Annotated in this window: 16 protein-coding genes; 3 read left to right on the top strand and 13 right to left on the bottom strand. The window is 41.6% G+C overall.

Annotated features, from left to right (window positions below; translation table 11 throughout):
* The first annotated feature begins 203 nt into the window (after window positions 1-203).
* Both FLL46_RS13225 and FLL46_RS13220 read left to right on the top strand, forming a co-directional pair.
* On the top strand, window positions 204-1,253 hold the full coding sequence (locus FLL46_RS13225) for a YHYH protein (protein WP_246119311.1): 1,050 nt from the start codon (window positions 204-206) through the stop codon (window positions 1,251-1,253).
* Window positions 1,254-1,311: 58 nt separating this feature from the next.
* Window positions 1,312-1,827, top strand: a complete 516-nt coding sequence (locus tag FLL46_RS13220; RefSeq protein WP_142894104.1) for a hypothetical protein — start codon at window positions 1,312-1,314, stop codon at window positions 1,825-1,827.
* Between the two features lie 143 nt (window positions 1,828-1,970).
* On the opposite strand, the gene FLL46_RS13215 is transcribed toward FLL46_RS13220, so the two are convergent.
* Window positions 1,971-4,097, bottom strand: a complete 2,127-nt coding sequence (locus FLL46_RS13215) for a carboxy terminal-processing peptidase (RefSeq protein WP_142894102.1) — start codon at window positions 4,095-4,097, stop codon at window positions 1,971-1,973.
* Window positions 4,098-4,501: 404 nt separating this feature from the next.
* Window positions 4,502-5,677 carry an acyl-CoA dehydrogenase gene (locus tag FLL46_RS13210; RefSeq protein ID WP_142894100.1) on the bottom strand — a complete coding sequence of 392 codons (1,176 nt, stop codon included), beginning with the start codon at window positions 5,675-5,677 and terminating at the stop codon, window positions 4,502-4,504.
* 358 nt (window positions 5,678-6,035) lie between these two features.
* Here FLL46_RS13210 and FLL46_RS13205 point away from each other — a divergent pair, with 358 nt between their 5' ends.
* Entirely contained in the window at window positions 6,036-6,848 is an 813-nt protein-coding gene (locus tag FLL46_RS13205; RefSeq protein ID WP_142894098.1) for a YiiX/YebB-like N1pC/P60 family cysteine hydrolase, read from the top strand.
* Between the two features lie 410 nt (window positions 6,849-7,258).
* On the opposite strand, the gene FLL46_RS13200 is transcribed toward FLL46_RS13205, so the two are convergent.
* From FLL46_RS13200 to fabD, 11 genes are all read right to left on the bottom strand, one after another.
* Window positions 7,259-8,203, bottom strand: coding sequence for a universal stress protein (locus FLL46_RS13200; protein ID WP_142894096.1), 945 nt, complete (start codon window positions 8,201-8,203; stop codon window positions 7,259-7,261).
* Between the two features lie 239 nt (window positions 8,204-8,442).
* Window positions 8,443-9,216, bottom strand: coding sequence for a TatD family hydrolase (locus FLL46_RS13195; protein WP_142894094.1), 774 nt, complete (start codon window positions 9,214-9,216; stop codon window positions 8,443-8,445).
* An 85-nt stretch (window positions 9,217-9,301) separates the two neighbouring features.
* Window positions 9,302-9,655, bottom strand: coding sequence for a PilZ domain-containing protein (locus FLL46_RS13190; protein WP_142894092.1), 354 nt, complete (start codon window positions 9,653-9,655; stop codon window positions 9,302-9,304).
* Window positions 9,656-9,885: 230 nt separating this feature from the next.
* Entirely contained in the window at window positions 9,886-10,890 is a 1,005-nt protein-coding gene (locus FLL46_RS13185) for a hypothetical protein (RefSeq protein WP_142894090.1), read from the bottom strand.
* Window positions 10,891-10,898: 8 nt separating this feature from the next.
* A complete protein-coding gene (tmk, locus tag FLL46_RS13180) occupies window positions 10,899-11,621 on the bottom strand; it encodes a dTMP kinase (RefSeq protein ID WP_142894088.1) in 723 nt (240 codons plus the stop codon).
* Window positions 11,622-11,756: 135 nt separating this feature from the next.
* Window positions 11,757-12,860 (bottom strand): endolytic transglycosylase MltG, encoded by a 1,104-nt coding sequence (mltG, locus tag FLL46_RS13175; RefSeq protein ID WP_142894086.1) that lies wholly within the window; start codon window positions 12,858-12,860, stop codon window positions 11,757-11,759.
* A gap of 7 nt (window positions 12,861-12,867) precedes the next feature.
* Window positions 12,868-13,668: an aminodeoxychorismate lyase gene (gene pabC / locus FLL46_RS13170; RefSeq protein ID WP_168204150.1), complete on the bottom strand. Its 801-nt coding sequence runs from the start codon at window positions 13,666-13,668 to the stop codon at window positions 12,868-12,870.
* Window positions 13,669-13,675: 7 nt separating this feature from the next.
* Window positions 13,676-14,947: a beta-ketoacyl-ACP synthase II gene (gene fabF, locus FLL46_RS13165; RefSeq protein WP_246119310.1), complete on the bottom strand. Its 1,272-nt coding sequence runs from the start codon at window positions 14,945-14,947 to the stop codon at window positions 13,676-13,678.
* Between the two features lie 97 nt (window positions 14,948-15,044).
* Window positions 15,045-15,287 carry an acyl carrier protein gene (gene acpP, locus FLL46_RS13160; protein WP_142894082.1) on the bottom strand — a complete coding sequence of 81 codons (243 nt, stop codon included), beginning with the start codon at window positions 15,285-15,287 and terminating at the stop codon, window positions 15,045-15,047.
* A 265-nt stretch (window positions 15,288-15,552) separates the two neighbouring features.
* The gene (gene fabG, locus FLL46_RS13155; RefSeq protein ID WP_142894080.1) at window positions 15,553-16,296 is read right to left on the bottom strand and encodes a 3-oxoacyl-ACP reductase FabG; all 744 of its coding nucleotides are present in this window, start codon (window positions 16,294-16,296) and stop codon (window positions 15,553-15,555) included.
* Window positions 16,297-16,447: 151 nt separating this feature from the next.
* Window positions 16,448-17,383: an ACP S-malonyltransferase gene (fabD, locus tag FLL46_RS13150; RefSeq protein WP_142894078.1), complete on the bottom strand. Its 936-nt coding sequence runs from the start codon at window positions 17,381-17,383 to the stop codon at window positions 16,448-16,450.
* Window positions 17,384-17,544: the final 161 nt, after the last annotated feature.

Genomic DNA, 17,544 nt, shown 5'->3' with positions numbered 1-17,544 from the left:
GAGTAGCGAACTTTAAAAATTATCTCACCGTTTCAGATGACTTTCCTTACCCCAAGAAAAACCTTATATTTTATACCAAATAAAATATATAGAGTGCAATATATCTCTTGAAATCATAGACAAAATAAGTCTATTTACCGTCATGATTTCATGCCCTGAAGCCTTCTATACTGGGTTTACTATTAATACTGGAGGATAAGAAAATGAAAGCAGTACACCTGTTTTTCGTCAATGCTCTACACCTGGTCTTGGCAATCTCAATTAACCTCGAAGCGACTAACCTTCCAGTTCGATCGACTCAGACGACTCCTGTCGCACATTCTTATCCCGCCTTAGCTCACTTTGATAAAATTTTAATTAACTCGGGTGTTTATCTGTTCAATCCCCAAAATATGATTGGTTTACCCAAATTGGTAAAATGCACTTTAAGAAACAAAGTCGAATCATGGTGCATGGAAGTTGGGGTAATTAGTACGCCCATTGAAGACGGTCCCTATTGTCCCGCAACCGTCAATGATGTCGGCGGGCTTTATCCATATGACGGAAAAACCAACCCGGGATTGAGAGTACTCAACCGCTCTCTATTTGAAGATATGGAAGCTGACGGATACGATATTATTGATGATGAAGGAAATGTTCATTTTGTATTAGCCGCTCCCCCTGAACCACCTCAAATGGATCCAGACCTGGCATATTGTATCGAAACCCAAAAAGAACCGGGCTTGAAACTTTTTTATCGCATACCTTTATTCCCGAGCTTTGCAGATAAACCGACTGACTTAAAGGACGCTTCGCAAATTGTCGGCTTGTCCTTTTTTGGGTTGCCAATCAACGGCTTGCCGCCATCAGTTGCTAAAGGAATCCCAGGGGCTCCGACCGCACCAGGTAGCATGCCAGCTTTGGATTGGTGCGGCGGGCATTTAAATGAAGGGTTTTATCACTCTCATATCATCGCCGACGTTATTAATGAAGTTTTGAAAAAGAATAATATTCACGAAGTCACTTGCGAAAATGTTCCTCAAAAGTCAGATCGGGAACTCATTGGGTATGCAATGGATGGCTTTCCTATTTATGGCAGCGATGAATTTTACGGTGTTCCAGCCTTCAATTTAGATTCTTGTAATGGACATTTTGGTCCGACACTATTCCACCACTGGAGTGAATACCACTATCATGCCGACGCTAATAATCCAGTGAATATCCCTAAATGCCTTCGTGGTGAGCTCGCTCTAGAGCAATTGCGCGTTGAGTGACTAATTGTTTAACGAAAAAATAAAGAATATGAAAGCTCAATTAAATATAAGATGCTTGATGATAGTTTCCTGTTTATTGATATTGTCAGTTGCCCCTGCTGAAGCACACAATAGTTTTTTATCATTCTTTACGCTACAACAAAAAGAATCCGGGTATTTGTTAACAGTGAACTTATCGCAAGCAACAGTTCAATCGGCGTACGAGTCTTATTCAGAAAAAATGCCTGGCGATCAGAATAACTTATTAACTTCTAATGTTAACGATCAAGAAAAATGGCTCGCGCAATACCTCGAAAACACTATCTCTTTAGTCGCTAAAGGAAAAAGAATTCCATTGTCATTAGAGTCTGTTTTTTTAGGTTCTCATGAAAGTAAAGTGACTTTTAATCTGCTCGGTTTGACGAGTGATATAGAGCGGCTAAAAATTAACATTCGAAGCTTTGAAGACAACCCAAGTCACCATAATATTTTTTTGCTGAAGTCCAGGTTCAAATCAGTCCGTAAAATTCTTGCAAAGCGGAATAGTTTTTCTTCAGAAATTTATTTCCATAAAAATGAGCCTCTAACCAATTAACAATATCCATTTAACAATATCCAATTAACAATATTGCGAGTAAACTTTTATCGTTATCGATAACAAGGTCTATTTTTAGTCTGTTTTCGGCAGGGAGTTATTGATGTGAATTGAGATAAAAAAAGGGGCTGTCTGCCCCTTTTTTATGACTTATTATTCAAGTCCGCGTATTTATTAGTTTGCTGGAGAATGACATAGTCGAGCAAAATATTAGCAGCTTCTTGAAGCTTACTGTCATCGGGCTCTGTCAACTCAGTATTTTCGTCAATTTGTAGAATTGGCTTCAACCCCTTCACCACGCGTCTTTCATTCTCGCGATCAAGTTGCTTTTGCTTATCCATTTTGCGTCTTTGCTTACGCTCTTCAATATTAAGGCTAACGGTTTTCTTGGCACGGCGCTTATTCAGCTCAGCAATATCTTCGATCAAGTATTGAAACTCACGATCATTTTCAATTCTTTGCTCATGCTTCTTTTGTAGCGCTGCCAGGTAATCACTGAAATCGCCAACCTTGTCATAGTCCACAGGATTAATCACATCCCACTTCAGTGCAGAATCGTAGCTTTGTTCGCCAAAATCTTTTCTTGAGTAAGGGTCAGGAAAATTAATATCCGGCATAACGCCTTTCATCTGAGTGCTTTTGCCGGTAATTCGGTAGAATTTGTTCACGGTAAGTTTTAACGCACCAAACCCATTGTCTTCGGACCTGACTCGTTGGTTGAGATCTAACACCGTTTGAACAGTACCTTTACCAAAGGTTTGTTCACCGATAATAAGTCCGCGTCCATAATCTTGGATGGCGCCGGCGAAAATTTCCGACGCTGAAGCACTTGAACCATTAACCAATACAGCTAGCGCACCATCCCAACTAGTACCGGCATCGGTATCACCCAGTATTTCTACCTGACCGCGACGATTACGATCTTGAACCACAGGTCCTTTATCGATAAATAGACCGGTTAACGCGGTTGCTTCATCAAGTGCACCACCACCGTTCGATCGAAGGTCGATAATCAGTGCATCGATACCTTTATCTGCTTTCATTTCTTCGATGAGACGACGCACATCTCTGGTGGTGCTGCGATAATCTTTCTTGCCTTCATAGCGCGCTTTAAAATCCACATAAAACTTGGGTAAGTCAATCACACCCACACGCTGTGTTTTACCGCCATTTTCGATTTCAATGACTTCTGACTTAGCCGCCTGCTCTTCTAACTTTACTTTTTCTCTAACGATAGAAACAATTTTCGTTTTCCCGGAAACAGTGCTGTTAGCTGGCTCCACTTCAAGACGAACCACACTTCCAGCATCACCGCGGATCAGATCCACCACATCGTCCAATCGCCAACCAACCACATCAACCATGGGTTCTTTATCTTGACCGACGGCAATGATTTTATCATCTACTGAAATCTCGCCCGACTTATCTGCAGGGCCGGCTTCAACGATGCGATTAATTTTGGTGTAAACATCGTCAGCCTGCAGTACCGCACCAATGCCTTCTAACGAAAGCTTCATATCAATATTGAAGTTTTCCGCTGTTCGCGGTGAAAAATAAGAAGTATGTGGGTCTACAGTGTTGGTGTAAGCATTCATAAAATAACTGAAAACATCTTCGCTATTAATTTGCGAAACGCGCCGCATGGCGACTTTATATCTTTTTGTCAGTATCTCTTTAGCTTCTTCCCATTTTTTATCGGCCAGAACCAGATTGAGCGCATCATTTTTTACCCGCTTTTGCCAGTAATCATCCAATTCTTCTTTATTAACTGCCCAGTTAGCCTCTTCTCGGTCAATCTGAAACTCGTCTTTGGTGGTGAAATCCATTTTTTTATTCAGCAAAGACATCGCATATTCATTTCGCTCTGCCCAGCGCTTTTGAAACACCGCATAAATATCAAAAGACGGGTTCAATAAGCCGTAAGAAATTGAATCATCCATTTTATAGCGATACTTTTGGAATCCTCGAATATCACTGGCAAGAAAATAGCTTTTGTTCGGATCAAGCATTTCGATGTATTGTTCGAGGATTTTAGCCGACTCGTTATCCCTAAGCTTTGGCTTGGCGTAATGATAGTCATGAATAAACCAGGAAATGTACCGGCTCGCCTGGTGATGAACCGCCTTTGGCGAAATATCCAACATTTGCGGATCTTCCACTGAAGCGATTGTCGGATTTGGATTGGGGTTGGGATTTGCTATTAGCTGGCATGTGGTCGACAACGAAATAGCGATAATGCTGGTTTTAACTACTGATTTAATCGATACCATTACATCTGGGTCCTAATTCACGTGATTATTGCAATACCTGATTTCTTAAATAGTAGCCCTTTTTAATTGATTGGGCTTTAACTTCTTGCTTTGACAGGTTGCTCGATGGAATTGTTCCTTCCGTAAGTAAATAAATAACCTTAAATTACGGAAAACTCAAGAAAAACAGCGTTTCTAGAGTAACTCAATGTAAAATAATGTGTAACTGGTTGTTTTTTTGTTGAATGATATTGAATTAATGTCCATTGGTACAAAATTTGCGCTCGCTGCCCAGAGACTTTATCGGTCGAAATGTTAATTACTTAACATTTATCTCAGAAAGAAAAACGGCCTTTCGTTAAAGGCCGTTTGTCATAAGCTAATTGAGCACTATCCGTAACATCAATTGACGTTATGGCCAAACCCTATTTGAACGCTTGAATACCTGTTTGCGCTCTTCCAAGAATAAGCGCATGAATGTCATGAGTACCTTCGTAAGTGTTGACTGCTTCCAGATTAAGCATGTGCCGAACCACATGGAATTCGTCACTGATACCGTTACCACCATGCATATCCCTGGAAGTTCTGGCAATGTCCAATGCCTTACCGCATGAATTTCGCTTAATTAACGAAATCATCTCTGGTTTAAATGCTTTAGCATCAATTAATTGCCCTACTCGTATCGCCCCTTGTAGGGCAAGTGTGATTTCCGTCTGCATATCGGCGAGTTTTTTCTGAAACAATTGAGTTGCAGCGAGCGGACGGTCGAACTGTTTTCGATCAAGACCATAACTACGTGCCGCATGCCAGCAGAACTCCGCAGCCCCCATCGCTCCCCACGCAATACCATAACGAGCCATATTCAAACATCCGAATGGACCTGCTAATCCGCGGATTTCTGGAAACATATTCTCTTCTGGAACAAATACTTCGTCCATAACAATCTCGCCTGTCACCGATGCTCTTAGGGAGAATTTGCCTTCAATTTTAGGTGCACTAAGCCCTTCCATGCCTTTTTCTAATACAAAGCCGCAGATTCGATTATCTTCTGCTTCATTTTTTGCCCAAACGACGAAGACATCAGCAACCGGAGAATTGGTTATCCACATTTTAGTACCGGTTAACTTATAACCACCGTCAACTTTCTTTGCGCGGGTTTTCATACTTGCAGGATCTGAACCACTGTCAGGCTCAGTCAGGCCAAAACAGCCAATCCACTCACCGGTGGCCAGCTTGGGTAAATACTTTTCTTTTTGTGCTTCAGTTCCATAGGCATTAATTGGATGCATCACCAAACTCGATTGCACGCTGAGTGCGGAACGATAGCCACTATCCACTCGCTCAATCTCTCTAGCAACCAGGCCGTAGGAAACATAGCTCACACCAGCACAACCATATCCGTTAATGGTTGACCCAAGTAAACCGAGTTCGCCCATTTCGCGCATGATTTCAGTATCGAAAATTTCATTTCGATTGGCCTCTTGCACTCTCGGCATGAGTTTTTCCTGTGCATAGCCTCTGGCCATGTCACGTACCATTCTTTCGTCTTCGTTCAATTGTTGATCGAGTAAAAATAAATCGTCCCAAATATCAAGAGTCATAATCGTCGCCGTTTATCAATAGTTGTCGCCTAAAAAGTGGCGCCTAGTCTAGCCAAAATCTCATTAATTAACCAGTGTCAAAGACTAATATGTCCTTAACTATTGATACTTGTCAATCTGAATTCATCTCACCAGGTAAGCCACCGACCACAACTCCCGGCGCTTTGACTTTTAAAATTGCTAAACTGTGCCCTTATGCAAGAATTTGATTATCGTATAATTGCCACTCAAGTCGATTTACGCACTCAATCTACCATCAAAAAGATTACTAGCTTAAAGTATTTATATCGTTATAATTTAACTAGTTGAAAATAAAACATAATTTACCTTCCAAACTATTAATGTTCGTCAAACAAAAATGTCCATACGTAATAAATTAGAAAACTGGCTAAACCGCGAAACACCACCGGCAAAATTCCCAATTTGCGACTTTGAGAAATTAAGCTATGGCATTCGACCTGGAGATGTTGTTTTAGTTGAGGGCCGCAGTCGCGTCTCTGACGTGATTCGAATTATTACCCAAAGCCGCTGGTCACATTCGGCTTTATATATTGGCCGTCTTCACGATATTCAGAATGAAGAACAACGACAGAGACTTCAACAACATTATTCGGCGGAACCCGATCAACATCTGCTTATTGAAGGAATTTTAGGTAAAGGGATGATTGTGACGCCGTTAGAAGAATACGCAAAAGACAATTTAAGAATTTGTCGTCCCTCTGCACTCTCAGCGCAGGACGCGCAAAATGTTATTAATTATGCGATAGAAAAACTCGGCGTTGGTTATAACATTCGCCAACTGTTTGATCTGGCCCGTTTTATTTTTCCCTGGCGAATTTTACCGAGGCGTTGGCGCTCAAGTTTATTTACACGAAACCCTGATGAAATGACTAAAGCGGTTTGCTCCTCAATGATTGCAGAAGCATTCTATTCCGTCAGATATCCAGTGCTTCCCTTGTTTCGAAGAATAGGTAAAGATGGCGTTGAACTCATCCCGAGAAACACGCGTCTTTATACTCCCGCCGACTTCGATTACTCCCCTTATTTTGATATAAAAAAATATCCTTTTATGGGCGCTCCTGGCAGTAGTCCTTATCGTGATTTACCCTGGAATAAAGACGGAGTCGTAGGACACGGGGATCAAGATTTTGATGTTTATCATCAAAAATAACTGACAAAAATTACACATAGAGATTATTTATATCGATTGCTGTTATCTAGCAAAAAATAATCTAAAAATATCTCAAAAAAACTGGCAATTATTAGAAACTCTACTAGATTTAATTACAGGAACTCAATTTAAAGTGATTTACCGAATTACGAAGATCTGACATTCTTCTTCTACTTCCCCTACCCCAGGTAATCTGTGAAAGAGCCTGGGATTTTTTTTGTTTGTTATTTATCAAATTGGCAACTTTTTACGTCGATTAATTTTTTTCAAGTGATATTTTTAATTAAACTTATTAAAAAATATCACATAAAAAAATCAATAAATCACTTTTACTTCCATCGAAATTTTCTTGCAAACATACAGAAGAAAATTTTCCATTCACGCCATTCAAATTGTTCTTAATTGCAGCTTTAACTCTTCGCTATCTGTACTGATAAAACATCACAATTAATATTATCCAGAATTTTTTCTGCAGTACTTCCAACTAGACCAGAATGATAAGTCGTACCAAGAACCAGCAAATCAATTTTCATTTGTTTAACTAGTTCCGGTAATAAAGTTTCTGGATACCCTTCAACCAGATGTAATTGTTCTTTATCAAATTGAAACTCTCTAACGGTTTTATCAAACTTTTCTTCCTGATTTTTTTTCAACTGTTGAAGATAAGAATCATAATTTTCTTCGCCCATTGCAAAGTCGGTTGGTCCCATTCCAACGCCCATTCCTAGTCCGATATCACTCCACAATTGAAAGCTTATCGGATCATAACAATGAGTCACATGACAATCACTATCGAGCACCTTACAAACGTCTTTACCTGTCTGCAAAATCTTAGGGTCAAGTGTTTCGGGTTTTCCATGAGCATGACTTGGGTCAATAGCACAAAGCACTTTATTGTATTGAGAACTCGTTTCTGCCTTAGCAAGAATAAGTGGGACTGGACAAGACTTCAGTAGTTGCCAATCGTTTGGTGTGAAAAAAACTTTGTTGATAGTTGGGTGTTCATGAGTCGATTTAATGACTAAATCAGCTTTCATTTCTTCTGCTTTTTGAAGAACCGCTTCATAAAGCGGTTTATGCCATATCACTTCAGAACGACAACTGATATCAGCTTTCTCAACTTCTTTTAAATACCCATTCACCCACTTTTTTTGTGAACGAACATACCCTTGTTTTGCCAGCTCGAATTGTTCCGAGCTAAAAAAAAGATTATTGACTAAACTTCGTTTATAAACGACCAATAACAGGTCTATTTCTGCTTGGTAGATTTTTGCCAGGTAAATGGCTTTTTGCAAAGCAGGCTGTTGTTCTCTGTCTGGATCAAGACACACCAGAATTCGATTAATTGATTGCATAGTCCTCACCTTTCTATCTGTTGATAAGAAGTTTATGGAAATACAATAACCAAGAAGGTTAACAGCAGGTACAGTATTTATTATAAACAAATAGACCGATAATTTAATGACTTAAATCATGTCAGGCTTAAATATTTTTATAACTTTTAAAAATAATCAAAAGATGACCATTATAGTGAAGGTAGGAATTGGGCAAAACTATCGAGCTGCAGAATTATGTCGCGCAGCTCATCGTTAATCTACTCGGAGAAAAATAGTCGCCGATAATTATTGGTGGTTTGCCGACAAAACGCTTCATAAGGAACGTCGCGCAACTCAGCCAGGCATTTAGCCACATCGGAAACATACATTGGAGAGTTTGGTTTACCTCGATGCGGAACCGGCGTCAGATAAGGGCTATCGGTTTCAACCAATATTCTGTCGTCCGGAATTTTTGCAGCAACTTGACGTAATTCCGAGGCATTTTTAAAAGTGACTATCCCCGAAAATGAAACATAAAACCCCATTTCCATGGCTTCTTCCGCCATTGCCAGAGACTCGGTAAAGCAATGTAATACGCCGCCGACCTTTTCCGCGCCTTCGTGTCTGAGGATTTCCAGCGTATCTTTTCTCGCATCTCTGGTATGAATAATTAATGGCAATTCAGACTTAACGGCAGCCTGCACGTGGGTTCGGAATAACTTTTGCTGTTTTTCGGCTGATTCTTCTGCATAAAAATAATCAAGGCCAGTTTCACCTATAGCAACAACTTTGGGATGCTTTGCCTGTTCGCAGAGATATTCAAAGTCAATTTCCTGACCTTCGGTATAAAGCGGATGGATGCCAGCAGAGGCATGTATTTCTTCATGAGCTTCGGCTATTTTTAGAACTTCAGGTTGGTTCTCAGCGTTAATTGCAACACACAAAAACTGCTCAACGCCGGCTTCTTTCGCAGCACTGATAGCGTTTTCTAGTTGCCCGTCAAAGGGTGCTAAATCTATTCGATCAAGATGGCAATGGGAATCTACTAGCATTTTTTAATAATCAGATTTCGATAGTGAGTTAAGAAAAGAAAAAATTTGAATAACAGGTCAGAATAAAATTGAAAAATGGCCAGTTTTACATGGTATGGGTAATCCGATCAGATTCGAGAATTCCGGCAAGGTGCGTTTCAATTTTTCCACGCGTCACACCTTTATCCTGTTCGCTAAACTGAACGCCGATACCTCTTGCTTTGTTACCTTGAGCACCTTTTGGCGTCACCCAGATAATTTTACCAGCCACGGGTAAGCGCTCTTTTTCATCCATTAAAGTCAACAGCATAAAAACTTCGTCGCCAATAGAGCATTGTTTATTCGTTGGAATAAATAATCCGCCATTTTTAACAAACGGCATATAAGCTGCGTATAGCGCACCCTTATCTTTAATCGTTAATTGTAGTATGCCGTGTTTTGGAGAACTTGGTGTTGCCATGGATTATTGATTTCGCTCTGCAATTTGAAATGATAAGTCGGGCTTTGGACAATCATTGTTTGAACAGCTTAAATACGCGTTGAATTTTTATCCTTTTTATCAGCCCGGCTATTTTGCAGAACTGACGTAAACCCAACAATGCACGCCCGATTATTCGAATAGTAGAAACTATCCTATTCGCCGACTAAATGCAACCTCAACCTTAGGACAAATGACATTAAGATAATTTGTTAAGCCTTTGATATATTGATTATTTTTCTGCCAGCTTCAAACCATTGTATAAGTATAGCCTGTAATTGTAATTTTGACTGTAAATTACTGCCAGAAAACTGTGCGCGCTTGTAGTCGACTATTTTTGAATAGAGATTGAATATCAGCTTGTCTGGGAGCTGTTGATAATTTGCTCGATTCAACTGCTCTTTATTCGTGCCCATAGCTAAAAGGCTCGCAGAGTAAAAATAATTGCCCAACGCATCCCACATTTCATTATCGGAAACCGGAACCGACTGAAGAAACTCTGAAGGCGTTAATTGATTTTGCAAAACCTGATCAAGGCTTTGATAAAGCGACTGTTGAGTCGAATGGCCATCTTGTTGAATATAATTTAGCGCACTCAAAGGCGCGTTATAACAATTTCTCAGGGCTTCGGAAACGACAGCTTCAGATTCGCCGGCTTTTTCCATTATCCATGGTTTACTGATACTGGTTTTTAGTTCCGGTTGTAAAATCTGGCACCGACTTCGAATTGTCGCCGGCACTTTTTGCAGATTATCACATAACAAAATCAGTAATGTTTTATCACCCGGTTCCTCCAAAGTTTTCAGTAATGCATTAAACGACGCCGTAGTCATCGCTGACACAGAAGTAATCAGCGCTACTCGCCAGCCGTCCAGCTGAGCCTGGTCTGTTAGTTTCGCAGTGAGTTGACGGATTTGATCAATACCGATAGAACTTTTTTGTTTCCCTTTATTATCAACTAACCTTTCCACTAAATGAAAATCTGGGTGGGTACCAGCGTCGATTAAATGACAGGATTTACACTGGTTACAAGGCGATGCTAATTGCGAATGGCTTTCACGGCAAAATAAACTTTTAACTAAAGTTTCTGCGAAAATTGTCTTGCCCGAACCATCAGGAGCGGCAACTAAAATACCATGCGCCAGCCGACCGGACCGATAGGACGACTCAATGTGCTCGAAACAATGTTTAAACCAGGGCAAGTCTGCGGTTAGCATCGTATCTGTTAACAACTTTCATGGGCTGTTTCGCGGAAGTTCTCTCGCAATGTCTGCTGTAAAAGCTGCTTAAGAGAACGCTGCACAGTTTCAATATCGGGGGAAGCATCGACAATATGAATACGTTCTGAATCTTGCCGTGCTCTTTGAAGGTAAGCTTTGCGAATTTTTTCATAAAAAGCCATTTTTTCGGTCTCAAACCTGTCAGGCGCGCCTCTTGAGCGGGTTCGAGTCATTCCGTCTTCCACCGACATATCGAGCAAAATAGTCATATCTGGGCCGAAACCATTAAGACTCCAATCCTCGAGCTGTTTTATACGCTCAAAACCAAGCCCTCTTCCACCTCCCTGATAGGCATAACTGGCGTCCACGAAACGGTCACAAACCACCCAGGTTCCACTAGCTAAAGCCGGTTTAATCACTTGATTAACGTGTTGGCAGCGTGCCGCAAACATTAATAATAACTCAGTATCCGGCTCTACCTTTTCCACGCGATTGGTCAATAACGTCGCTCTCAGGTCTTCCGCTAAAGGTGTTCCACCAGGCTCACGAGTCACCAAAACTTTATGGCCTGCAGACTCGATAAATGACTGGATAAACTTCAGGCTGGTTGTCTTACCGACTCCCTCACTTCCTTCAAGGGTTATAAATTTTCCGGCACTCGCGATTTTCTTATCGTTGATTTTGTCATCGCTCCCTATATCAGGGACAGTATTATGTAGGATGGTCATATTTTGAGATGCGTTTTTCCAAATTTTTCTAAAGAAATAGTATTCACTAAAAAATATTCATTCAATATGAAATGCAAGTTTACGTTAAAGCCCTTCGCTCTGTCGAGTTAAACCACGCGCAGTAAACCTCCTTAGCTAGTTGTTTTTTTGCCGTAGTTTTCTCAGGTATTCTTTAAGGGCCTTATTATGCTCTTCAAGTGTCGCGCTAAATTTATGACCGCCGTCTCCAGTGGCCACGAAGTAAAGTGCATCTCCATCTGCCGGGTTGAGCGCCGCGTGAATGGATGCTTGCCCCGCCATTGCGATGGGAGTTGGCGGTAATCCTTTAATCACGTATGTGTTGTATGGCGTTCTGGTCCTCAAATCTTTATAGGTAATATCTCCATTAAAGCTGGGGCCGATTCCATAGATTACTGTCGGATCGGTTTGAAGTCGCATATTTTTCTGCAAGCGCCGCACAAACACGCCGGCGATTTGCTCCCGCTCAGATTCAATTCCAGTCTCTTTTTCAATGATTGACGCCATTATCAAAGCCTCGTACTCGTTTTGATAAGGCAACCCAGGCGCTCGGTTACTCCATTCTTCTTTTAATATCTTTCTCATTCGCGCCACTGAGCGTTTTAGCAGTTCCATCGCGCTGGTGTTTTTACCGTAATGGTAAGTATCAGGAAACAACCAGCCTTCCAATTTTGGATGCTCAATTTTTAATTCGATAAGTAATGCCTGTTCGTCAAATGGTTGTTGATTTGATTCTGCGCTACTTAATTCGTTCTGGCTTTCTGTTGTACGCTTCCCTTTTCCGACTTTGGGCCAATCTTTTTTGATCTCGCTGGTATTATTTAACTGCTTAAATATGTCAAAACTGGTGGTTCCCTCAACAATAGTAAAAGGATACTGTATAACCATCCCTTCACTGAGTTTCTGCATAAGGCTAATTGGCGTTTCATTACCTTCTAATTCATATTCACCGACTTTGATATTCTTATATTCAGGATTTAACCAACAAAGAAAGCGCAGATAATATTGATTGTCGATTACGCCCTGTTGCTGCCATTGATAAGCTAACCAGTTAATTCCATGACCTGGCTTTACGACTAGTGTGTTTTGTTCTTGAGCAAAATTTAACCGCGTTTGCAAAAACGCTTTATAAGCCGACCAATGCCAGTAAGTTGTTAAAAACAATGCAAACAGGACTGCGCCGAATAAAAAGCGAATTGAAATAATTTTCTTCAGGTTCATGGCCAACTTATCGAACAAAATTGAGCTGCGATTGTAGTTGTTCGACTAAATCTGTTGCAAGCGCTTTGTTCTCAATTTTACAGACAGGCCAAATTCCCAACAGGCTGTTGGTGACAAATGCCGCTTCGCAGTTTAAGACTGTCTTCTTGTCGAGGTTTCTTTCTTCGATTGGTATATTAGCCGCTCGTAGCGCCGTTATTAACCGCAATCGCGTGATTCCGTGGATACCGGCTTTATCTAGCGTCGGCGTGAACCACTGGCCAGCCTGGTGGATAAAAAGATTGGTGCGACTACCACAAATAACGGTTTCTCCATCACACAACAAAGATTCCTGATAAACCTCAGATACTTCGCTTGCCGCCAAAACATTATCAAGCCTGTTCAAGTGTTTGAGTCCAGCCAGAAAAGAGTTAACTGAAATTGGCGTTGAGGCAAAAAGTAGCTCACAATCAAAATCTGGAATTCCCGGTAAGGGTGACAACTGAATCACCACGGTAACTTGTTCTTCGGAGGGTATGCGATAACCCCTTTGCGATTGCCGTCGACTAATAGTTATACGAATACAAGCATTAGTAGAGCGCTCACACAACGGCTCTAATCTCGATTTTAACTTAGCTAAATCAAAAGACTTAAAACCGAGCTTATGTGCACTATCCGCTAGCCTTTTCAAATGGAGTTTCAGATGAAGAAAATCGCCTTGAACAATTAAACCGGTGGTAAAAAAGCCATCGCCAAATAAAAAACCGCGTTCAAGATTTAACGCGGAATCATCTGGATTAACAGTATTGTCAAATAGGTAGAATTCCAAAAGAGCATTACTTTTCAAATTTAGAAAATAAGAGCGATCCGTTGGTTCCGCCAAAGCCAAAGGAATTGCACAGCACATTGTCTATGGCTGTTTCTTGCGCAGTGTGTGGAACGTAATTCAGATCACAGCCCTCATCAGGGTTGTCCAGATTAATCGTTGGCGGTGCCACTTGATCACGCAATGCCAATAAAGAAAATATTGCTTCAACGCTTCCTGCAGCGCCAAGTAAGTGACCTGTCATCGATTTGGTTGAGCTGACCTTTACAGATTTAGCATCATCACCAAAAATCGATTTAACGGCTTCAGTTTCAGCAATATCGCCAGTCGGAGTCGAGGTTCCGTGAGCATTGATGTACTGGACTTGAGCAGGTGATATCTGCCCATCATTTAACGCGTTTTGCATCGCCGCTGCAGCCCCTTCTCCATTATTGGGCGGAGAAGTCATATGATAGGCATCGCCGCTCATACCAAAACCAGTCAACTCAGCATAAATATTAGCACCGCGAGCTGTCGCACTTTCTAGTGATTCCAGAACAACGACACCTGCACCGTCGCCCAATACAAAACCATCTCTATCACGATCCCACGGTCGACTGGCGAGCTCCGGCGCGTCATTACGCGTAGACAGCGCTTTCGCAGAAGCAAAACCAGCAATAACCAGTGGGGTTGTTGCCATTTCAGCGCCACCGGCGACCATCACATCTGCATCACCGTAGGCAATCATTCTCGCCGCATGACCGATATTGTGCACCCCGGTAGTACAGGCGGTCACGATCGATATATTCGGGCCTTTCATACCATACATAATCGATAATTGACCGGCGACCATATTAATGATCGAGCCAGGAATTAGAAAAGGGGACACTCTGCGCGGTCCGCGCTGTAATAATTGGTTGTGGTTATTTTCGATGGTTTGCATTCCGCCCAGACCAGACGCGATACAAACGCCTACTCGATGGGCATTTTCATCCGTGATTTCGATCTCTGAATCTTGAATAGCCTGTACCGAAGCCGCAATACCGTATTGAATAAAGCTATCAAATTTGCGAGCTTCTTTTTTAGACATATAGGTTTCTACGTCAAAGTTTTTAACGCTGGCAGCAAAGGTTGTTGCCAAACCCTCAGTCTCGAAAGCGTCAATCTGAGCAGCGCCGCTTTGGCCGGCGAGTACAGCTTGCCATGAAGTCTCAACATCATTTCCGACCGGAGAAACCATTCCTAAACCGGTGACTACGACTCTGTTTTTCATAGCAGATTTTTCCATCGCAGTTTTACTCATTACAGCTAATACCTTTTTATAAAATTAACCACTCAAAAAAAAAGCTGCGATAGAGATATCTATCGCAGCTTTTATTAAACCTAATCAGCGAGCCTGATTACGCGCCTTCCACGTTCGCCTTAATATAATCAACGGCTGCTTGAACAGTGTTGATTTTTTCAGCTTCATCATCGGGGATTTCAGTATCAAATTCTTCTTCTAGTAGCATGACCAACTCAACGGTATCTAGTGAGTCTGCTCCAAGATCATCAACAAAAGACGCTTCCATTGTAACTTGTTCTTCATTAACGCCTAGTTGTTCGACAACGATCTTCTTAACGCGGTCTTCTATAGTGCTCATGATATATATTTTCCTCTAAAAATTAATCCAGCAAACGCTGAGGCGTGTAGTTTATTCATTTTATGGAAAGTTGCAAGTTGCGAACTGCCCTTTTCATATGGTCAGACCACTATATATCAATAAAGTCTAAACCGAATTTCAATAAAATCTAAACTCAAAACGCCGGAATTTGGCGAAGCCATATTAAACACAAAAATCACTTAAAAATAAAGGTTTAATCTCGCTTCACCACGTGAATAACAATTTCTTATTACGCCGATGGCTGTTAAGCCATATGCATACCGCCATTAACATGTAATGTTTCGCCGGTAATATAATCAGCCCCGTTAGATGCCAAAAAACCTACCGCCGATGCGATCTCTTCTGGCTTACCCAGCCGATTCAGCGGAATTGTCGCCGATAACTTCTCTTTTTGACCGTCATCAAGCGCTTGCGTCATATCTGTGTCGATAAAACCCGGGGCAACCACATTAACGGTGATTCCTCTAGCCCCAATTTCTTTCGCCAGAGATTTACTAAAACCAATGAGTGCCGCTTTCGCTGCCGAATAATTAGCCTGTCCCGGATTGCCGGTGGTTCCAACAACCGAACCAATATTAATAATTCTGCCCCATCGCGCTTTCATCATGCCTCTTAAGCATACTTTTGACAGGCGGAATACAGAAGTTAGATTAGTATTTAAGATGGAATCCCACTCGTCTTCACTCATTCTCATCAGCAAGTTATCGCGAGTGATGCCGGCATTATTGACCAACACTTCAGGTGTTTTACCGAATTCTGCTTTTAATTCAGTCATTAAGCGGTCAATCGATTCAGGATCTGAGACATCAACAACAAAACCCTTACCTTGCAAATCAGCGTCTGCAAATGCCTGGGTGATATTATCTGCGCCAGCTTGAGAAGTCGCAGTCCCCGCTAGAATAAAACCTGATTTTCCCAAGTTTTCCGCAATTGCTTTACCGATGCCACGAGAAGCACCGGTGATTAGTGCTAATCTTGCTTCACTCATTTTGGTCTCCAAAATTACGATTTAGGCGGCATGTTAGCTCAAGCTATTCGACATCGACATAATACCGAGTTCCGAAACGCAATTAACTATTCATGCCTCAATTTGAATGTTGGTTAATATAAAATATTGGGGCGTATATTAATGTAAAATTTTAACAAAGAGCTCCAACCACTTGATCGAATGTGCCTTTTTTACCCATTTGATAACTTGTCAAACTGCGATCAATACGTTTCGCCAATCCACTAAGAACATTTCCTGGCCCACATTCCACCAAAATTTCAATACCTTCAGATGCAACATGTTGAATTGTCTCGGTCCAACGAACCGGGCTATAAAGCTGACGAACCAAAGCATCTTTGATACGCGATTGTTCTACTTCTGCTGCCACGTCAACATTATTTATTAGCTTAATCTCAGGCGCTTTTATTGTTATTTCACTTAGAACCTCACTAAGCGCCTCCGCCGCTGGTATCATCAGCGAGCAGTGGGACGGCGCGCTTACAGGCAGTGGTAGCGCCCTTTTCGCCCCTTTTTCTTTGCATAGAACCATCGCTCTTTCAACGGCATCCGCGTTACCGGCAATAACGACCTGGCCAGGTGAGTTGTAATTCACCGGCGACACAACCTGTGTTTGAGCTGCTTCTTCACAAGCTTGCACAATTAAGTCATCTGCCAATCCTATGATTGCAGCCATTTTACCTGTACCGGAAGGAACTGCTTGTTGCATAAATTCGCCACGACGCTCTACCAATTTAACGCCAGTGCTGAAATCTAGCGCATTTGCCGCAACTAACGCGGAGTACTCACCCAAGCTATGTCCGGCGACTACTGAAGGAGTTTCATTATTTTGCAGCCATAGTCGCCATAAGGCTGTACTTGCGGTGAGCAAAGCGGGTTGAGTTTTTTCTGTTTCATTCAGCTTTTCTGCTGGACCTTGCGAAACTAACTGCCACATATCGTAACCTAACGAGTCAGACGCTTCTTCAAATGTCTGTTTTACAATAGCATCTTCTGCGAACTCGGATAGCATCCCCACCACTTGCGAACCTTGGCCGGGGAAAACAAATGCAACTTGAGATTTGGACATTATTCGTTCCTTTTTATCACTTTTAATATTGATCTGGTTTATCGTTGACCTGCCAATTTTAGCACCCGGCCAACTTTGCCATCTTAAATTCTATTCCGAACCCTGAAATATTTTTAATTCAAACACCACATCCGGCATCGAAGACTCATTTCAGTTATCAA

Origin of the sequence: Aliikangiella coralliicola (assembly GCF_007004725.1) — a bacterium.
In the GTDB taxonomy this organism is placed as follows: Bacteria; Pseudomonadota; Gammaproteobacteria; order Enterobacterales; family Kangiellaceae; genus Aliikangiella; species Aliikangiella coralliicola.
This window is presented reverse-complemented; position numbering and strand designations above follow the sequence as displayed.

What these genes read in the sequence shown, in the direction of transcription:
- FLL46_RS13190 (WP_142894092.1), bottom strand. Translation starts at nt 9,655, where the DNA reads ATGGCAACACCAAGTTCTCCAAAACACGGCATACTACAATTAACGATT.
- FLL46_RS13205 (WP_142894098.1), top strand. Translation starts at nt 6,036, where the DNA reads ATGTCCATACGTAATAAATTAGAAAACTGGCTAAACCGCGAAACACCA.
- FLL46_RS13195 (WP_142894094.1), bottom strand. Translation starts at nt 9,216, where the DNA reads ATGCTAGTAGATTCCCATTGCCATCTTGATCGAATAGATTTAGCACCC.
- fabG (WP_142894080.1), bottom strand. Translation starts at nt 16,296, where the DNA reads ATGAGTGAAGCAAGATTAGCACTAATCACCGGTGCTTCTCGTGGCATC.
- tmk (WP_142894088.1), bottom strand. Translation starts at nt 11,621, where the DNA reads ATGACCATCCTACATAATACTGTCCCTGATATAGGGAGCGATGACAAA.
- mltG (WP_142894086.1), bottom strand. Translation starts at nt 12,860, where the DNA reads ATGAACCTGAAGAAAATTATTTCAATTCGCTTTTTATTCGGCGCAGTC.
- fabF (WP_246119310.1), bottom strand. Translation starts at nt 14,947, where the DNA reads ATGAGTAAAACTGCGATGGAAAAATCTGCTATGAAAAACAGAGTCGTA.
- FLL46_RS13220 (WP_142894104.1), top strand. Translation starts at nt 1,312, where the DNA reads ATGATAGTTTCCTGTTTATTGATATTGTCAGTTGCCCCTGCTGAAGCA.
- FLL46_RS13185 (WP_142894090.1), bottom strand. Translation starts at nt 10,890, where the DNA reads ATGCTAACCGCAGACTTGCCCTGGTTTAAACATTGTTTCGAGCACATT.
- fabD (WP_142894078.1), bottom strand. Translation starts at nt 17,383, where the DNA reads ATGTCCAAATCTCAAGTTGCATTTGTTTTCCCCGGCCAAGGTTCGCAA.
- acpP (WP_142894082.1), bottom strand. Translation starts at nt 15,287, where the DNA reads ATGAGCACTATAGAAGACCGCGTTAAGAAGATCGTTGTCGAACAACTA.
- FLL46_RS13200 (WP_142894096.1), bottom strand. Translation starts at nt 8,203, where the DNA reads ATGCAATCAATTAATCGAATTCTGGTGTGTCTTGATCCAGACAGAGAA.
- FLL46_RS13210 (WP_142894100.1), bottom strand. Translation starts at nt 5,677, where the DNA reads ATGACTCTTGATATTTGGGACGATTTATTTTTACTCGATCAACAATTG.
- FLL46_RS13225 (WP_246119311.1), top strand. Translation starts at nt 204, where the DNA reads ATGAAAGCAGTACACCTGTTTTTCGTCAATGCTCTACACCTGGTCTTG.
- FLL46_RS13215 (WP_142894102.1), bottom strand. Translation starts at nt 4,097, where the DNA reads ATGGTATCGATTAAATCAGTAGTTAAAACCAGCATTATCGCTATTTCG.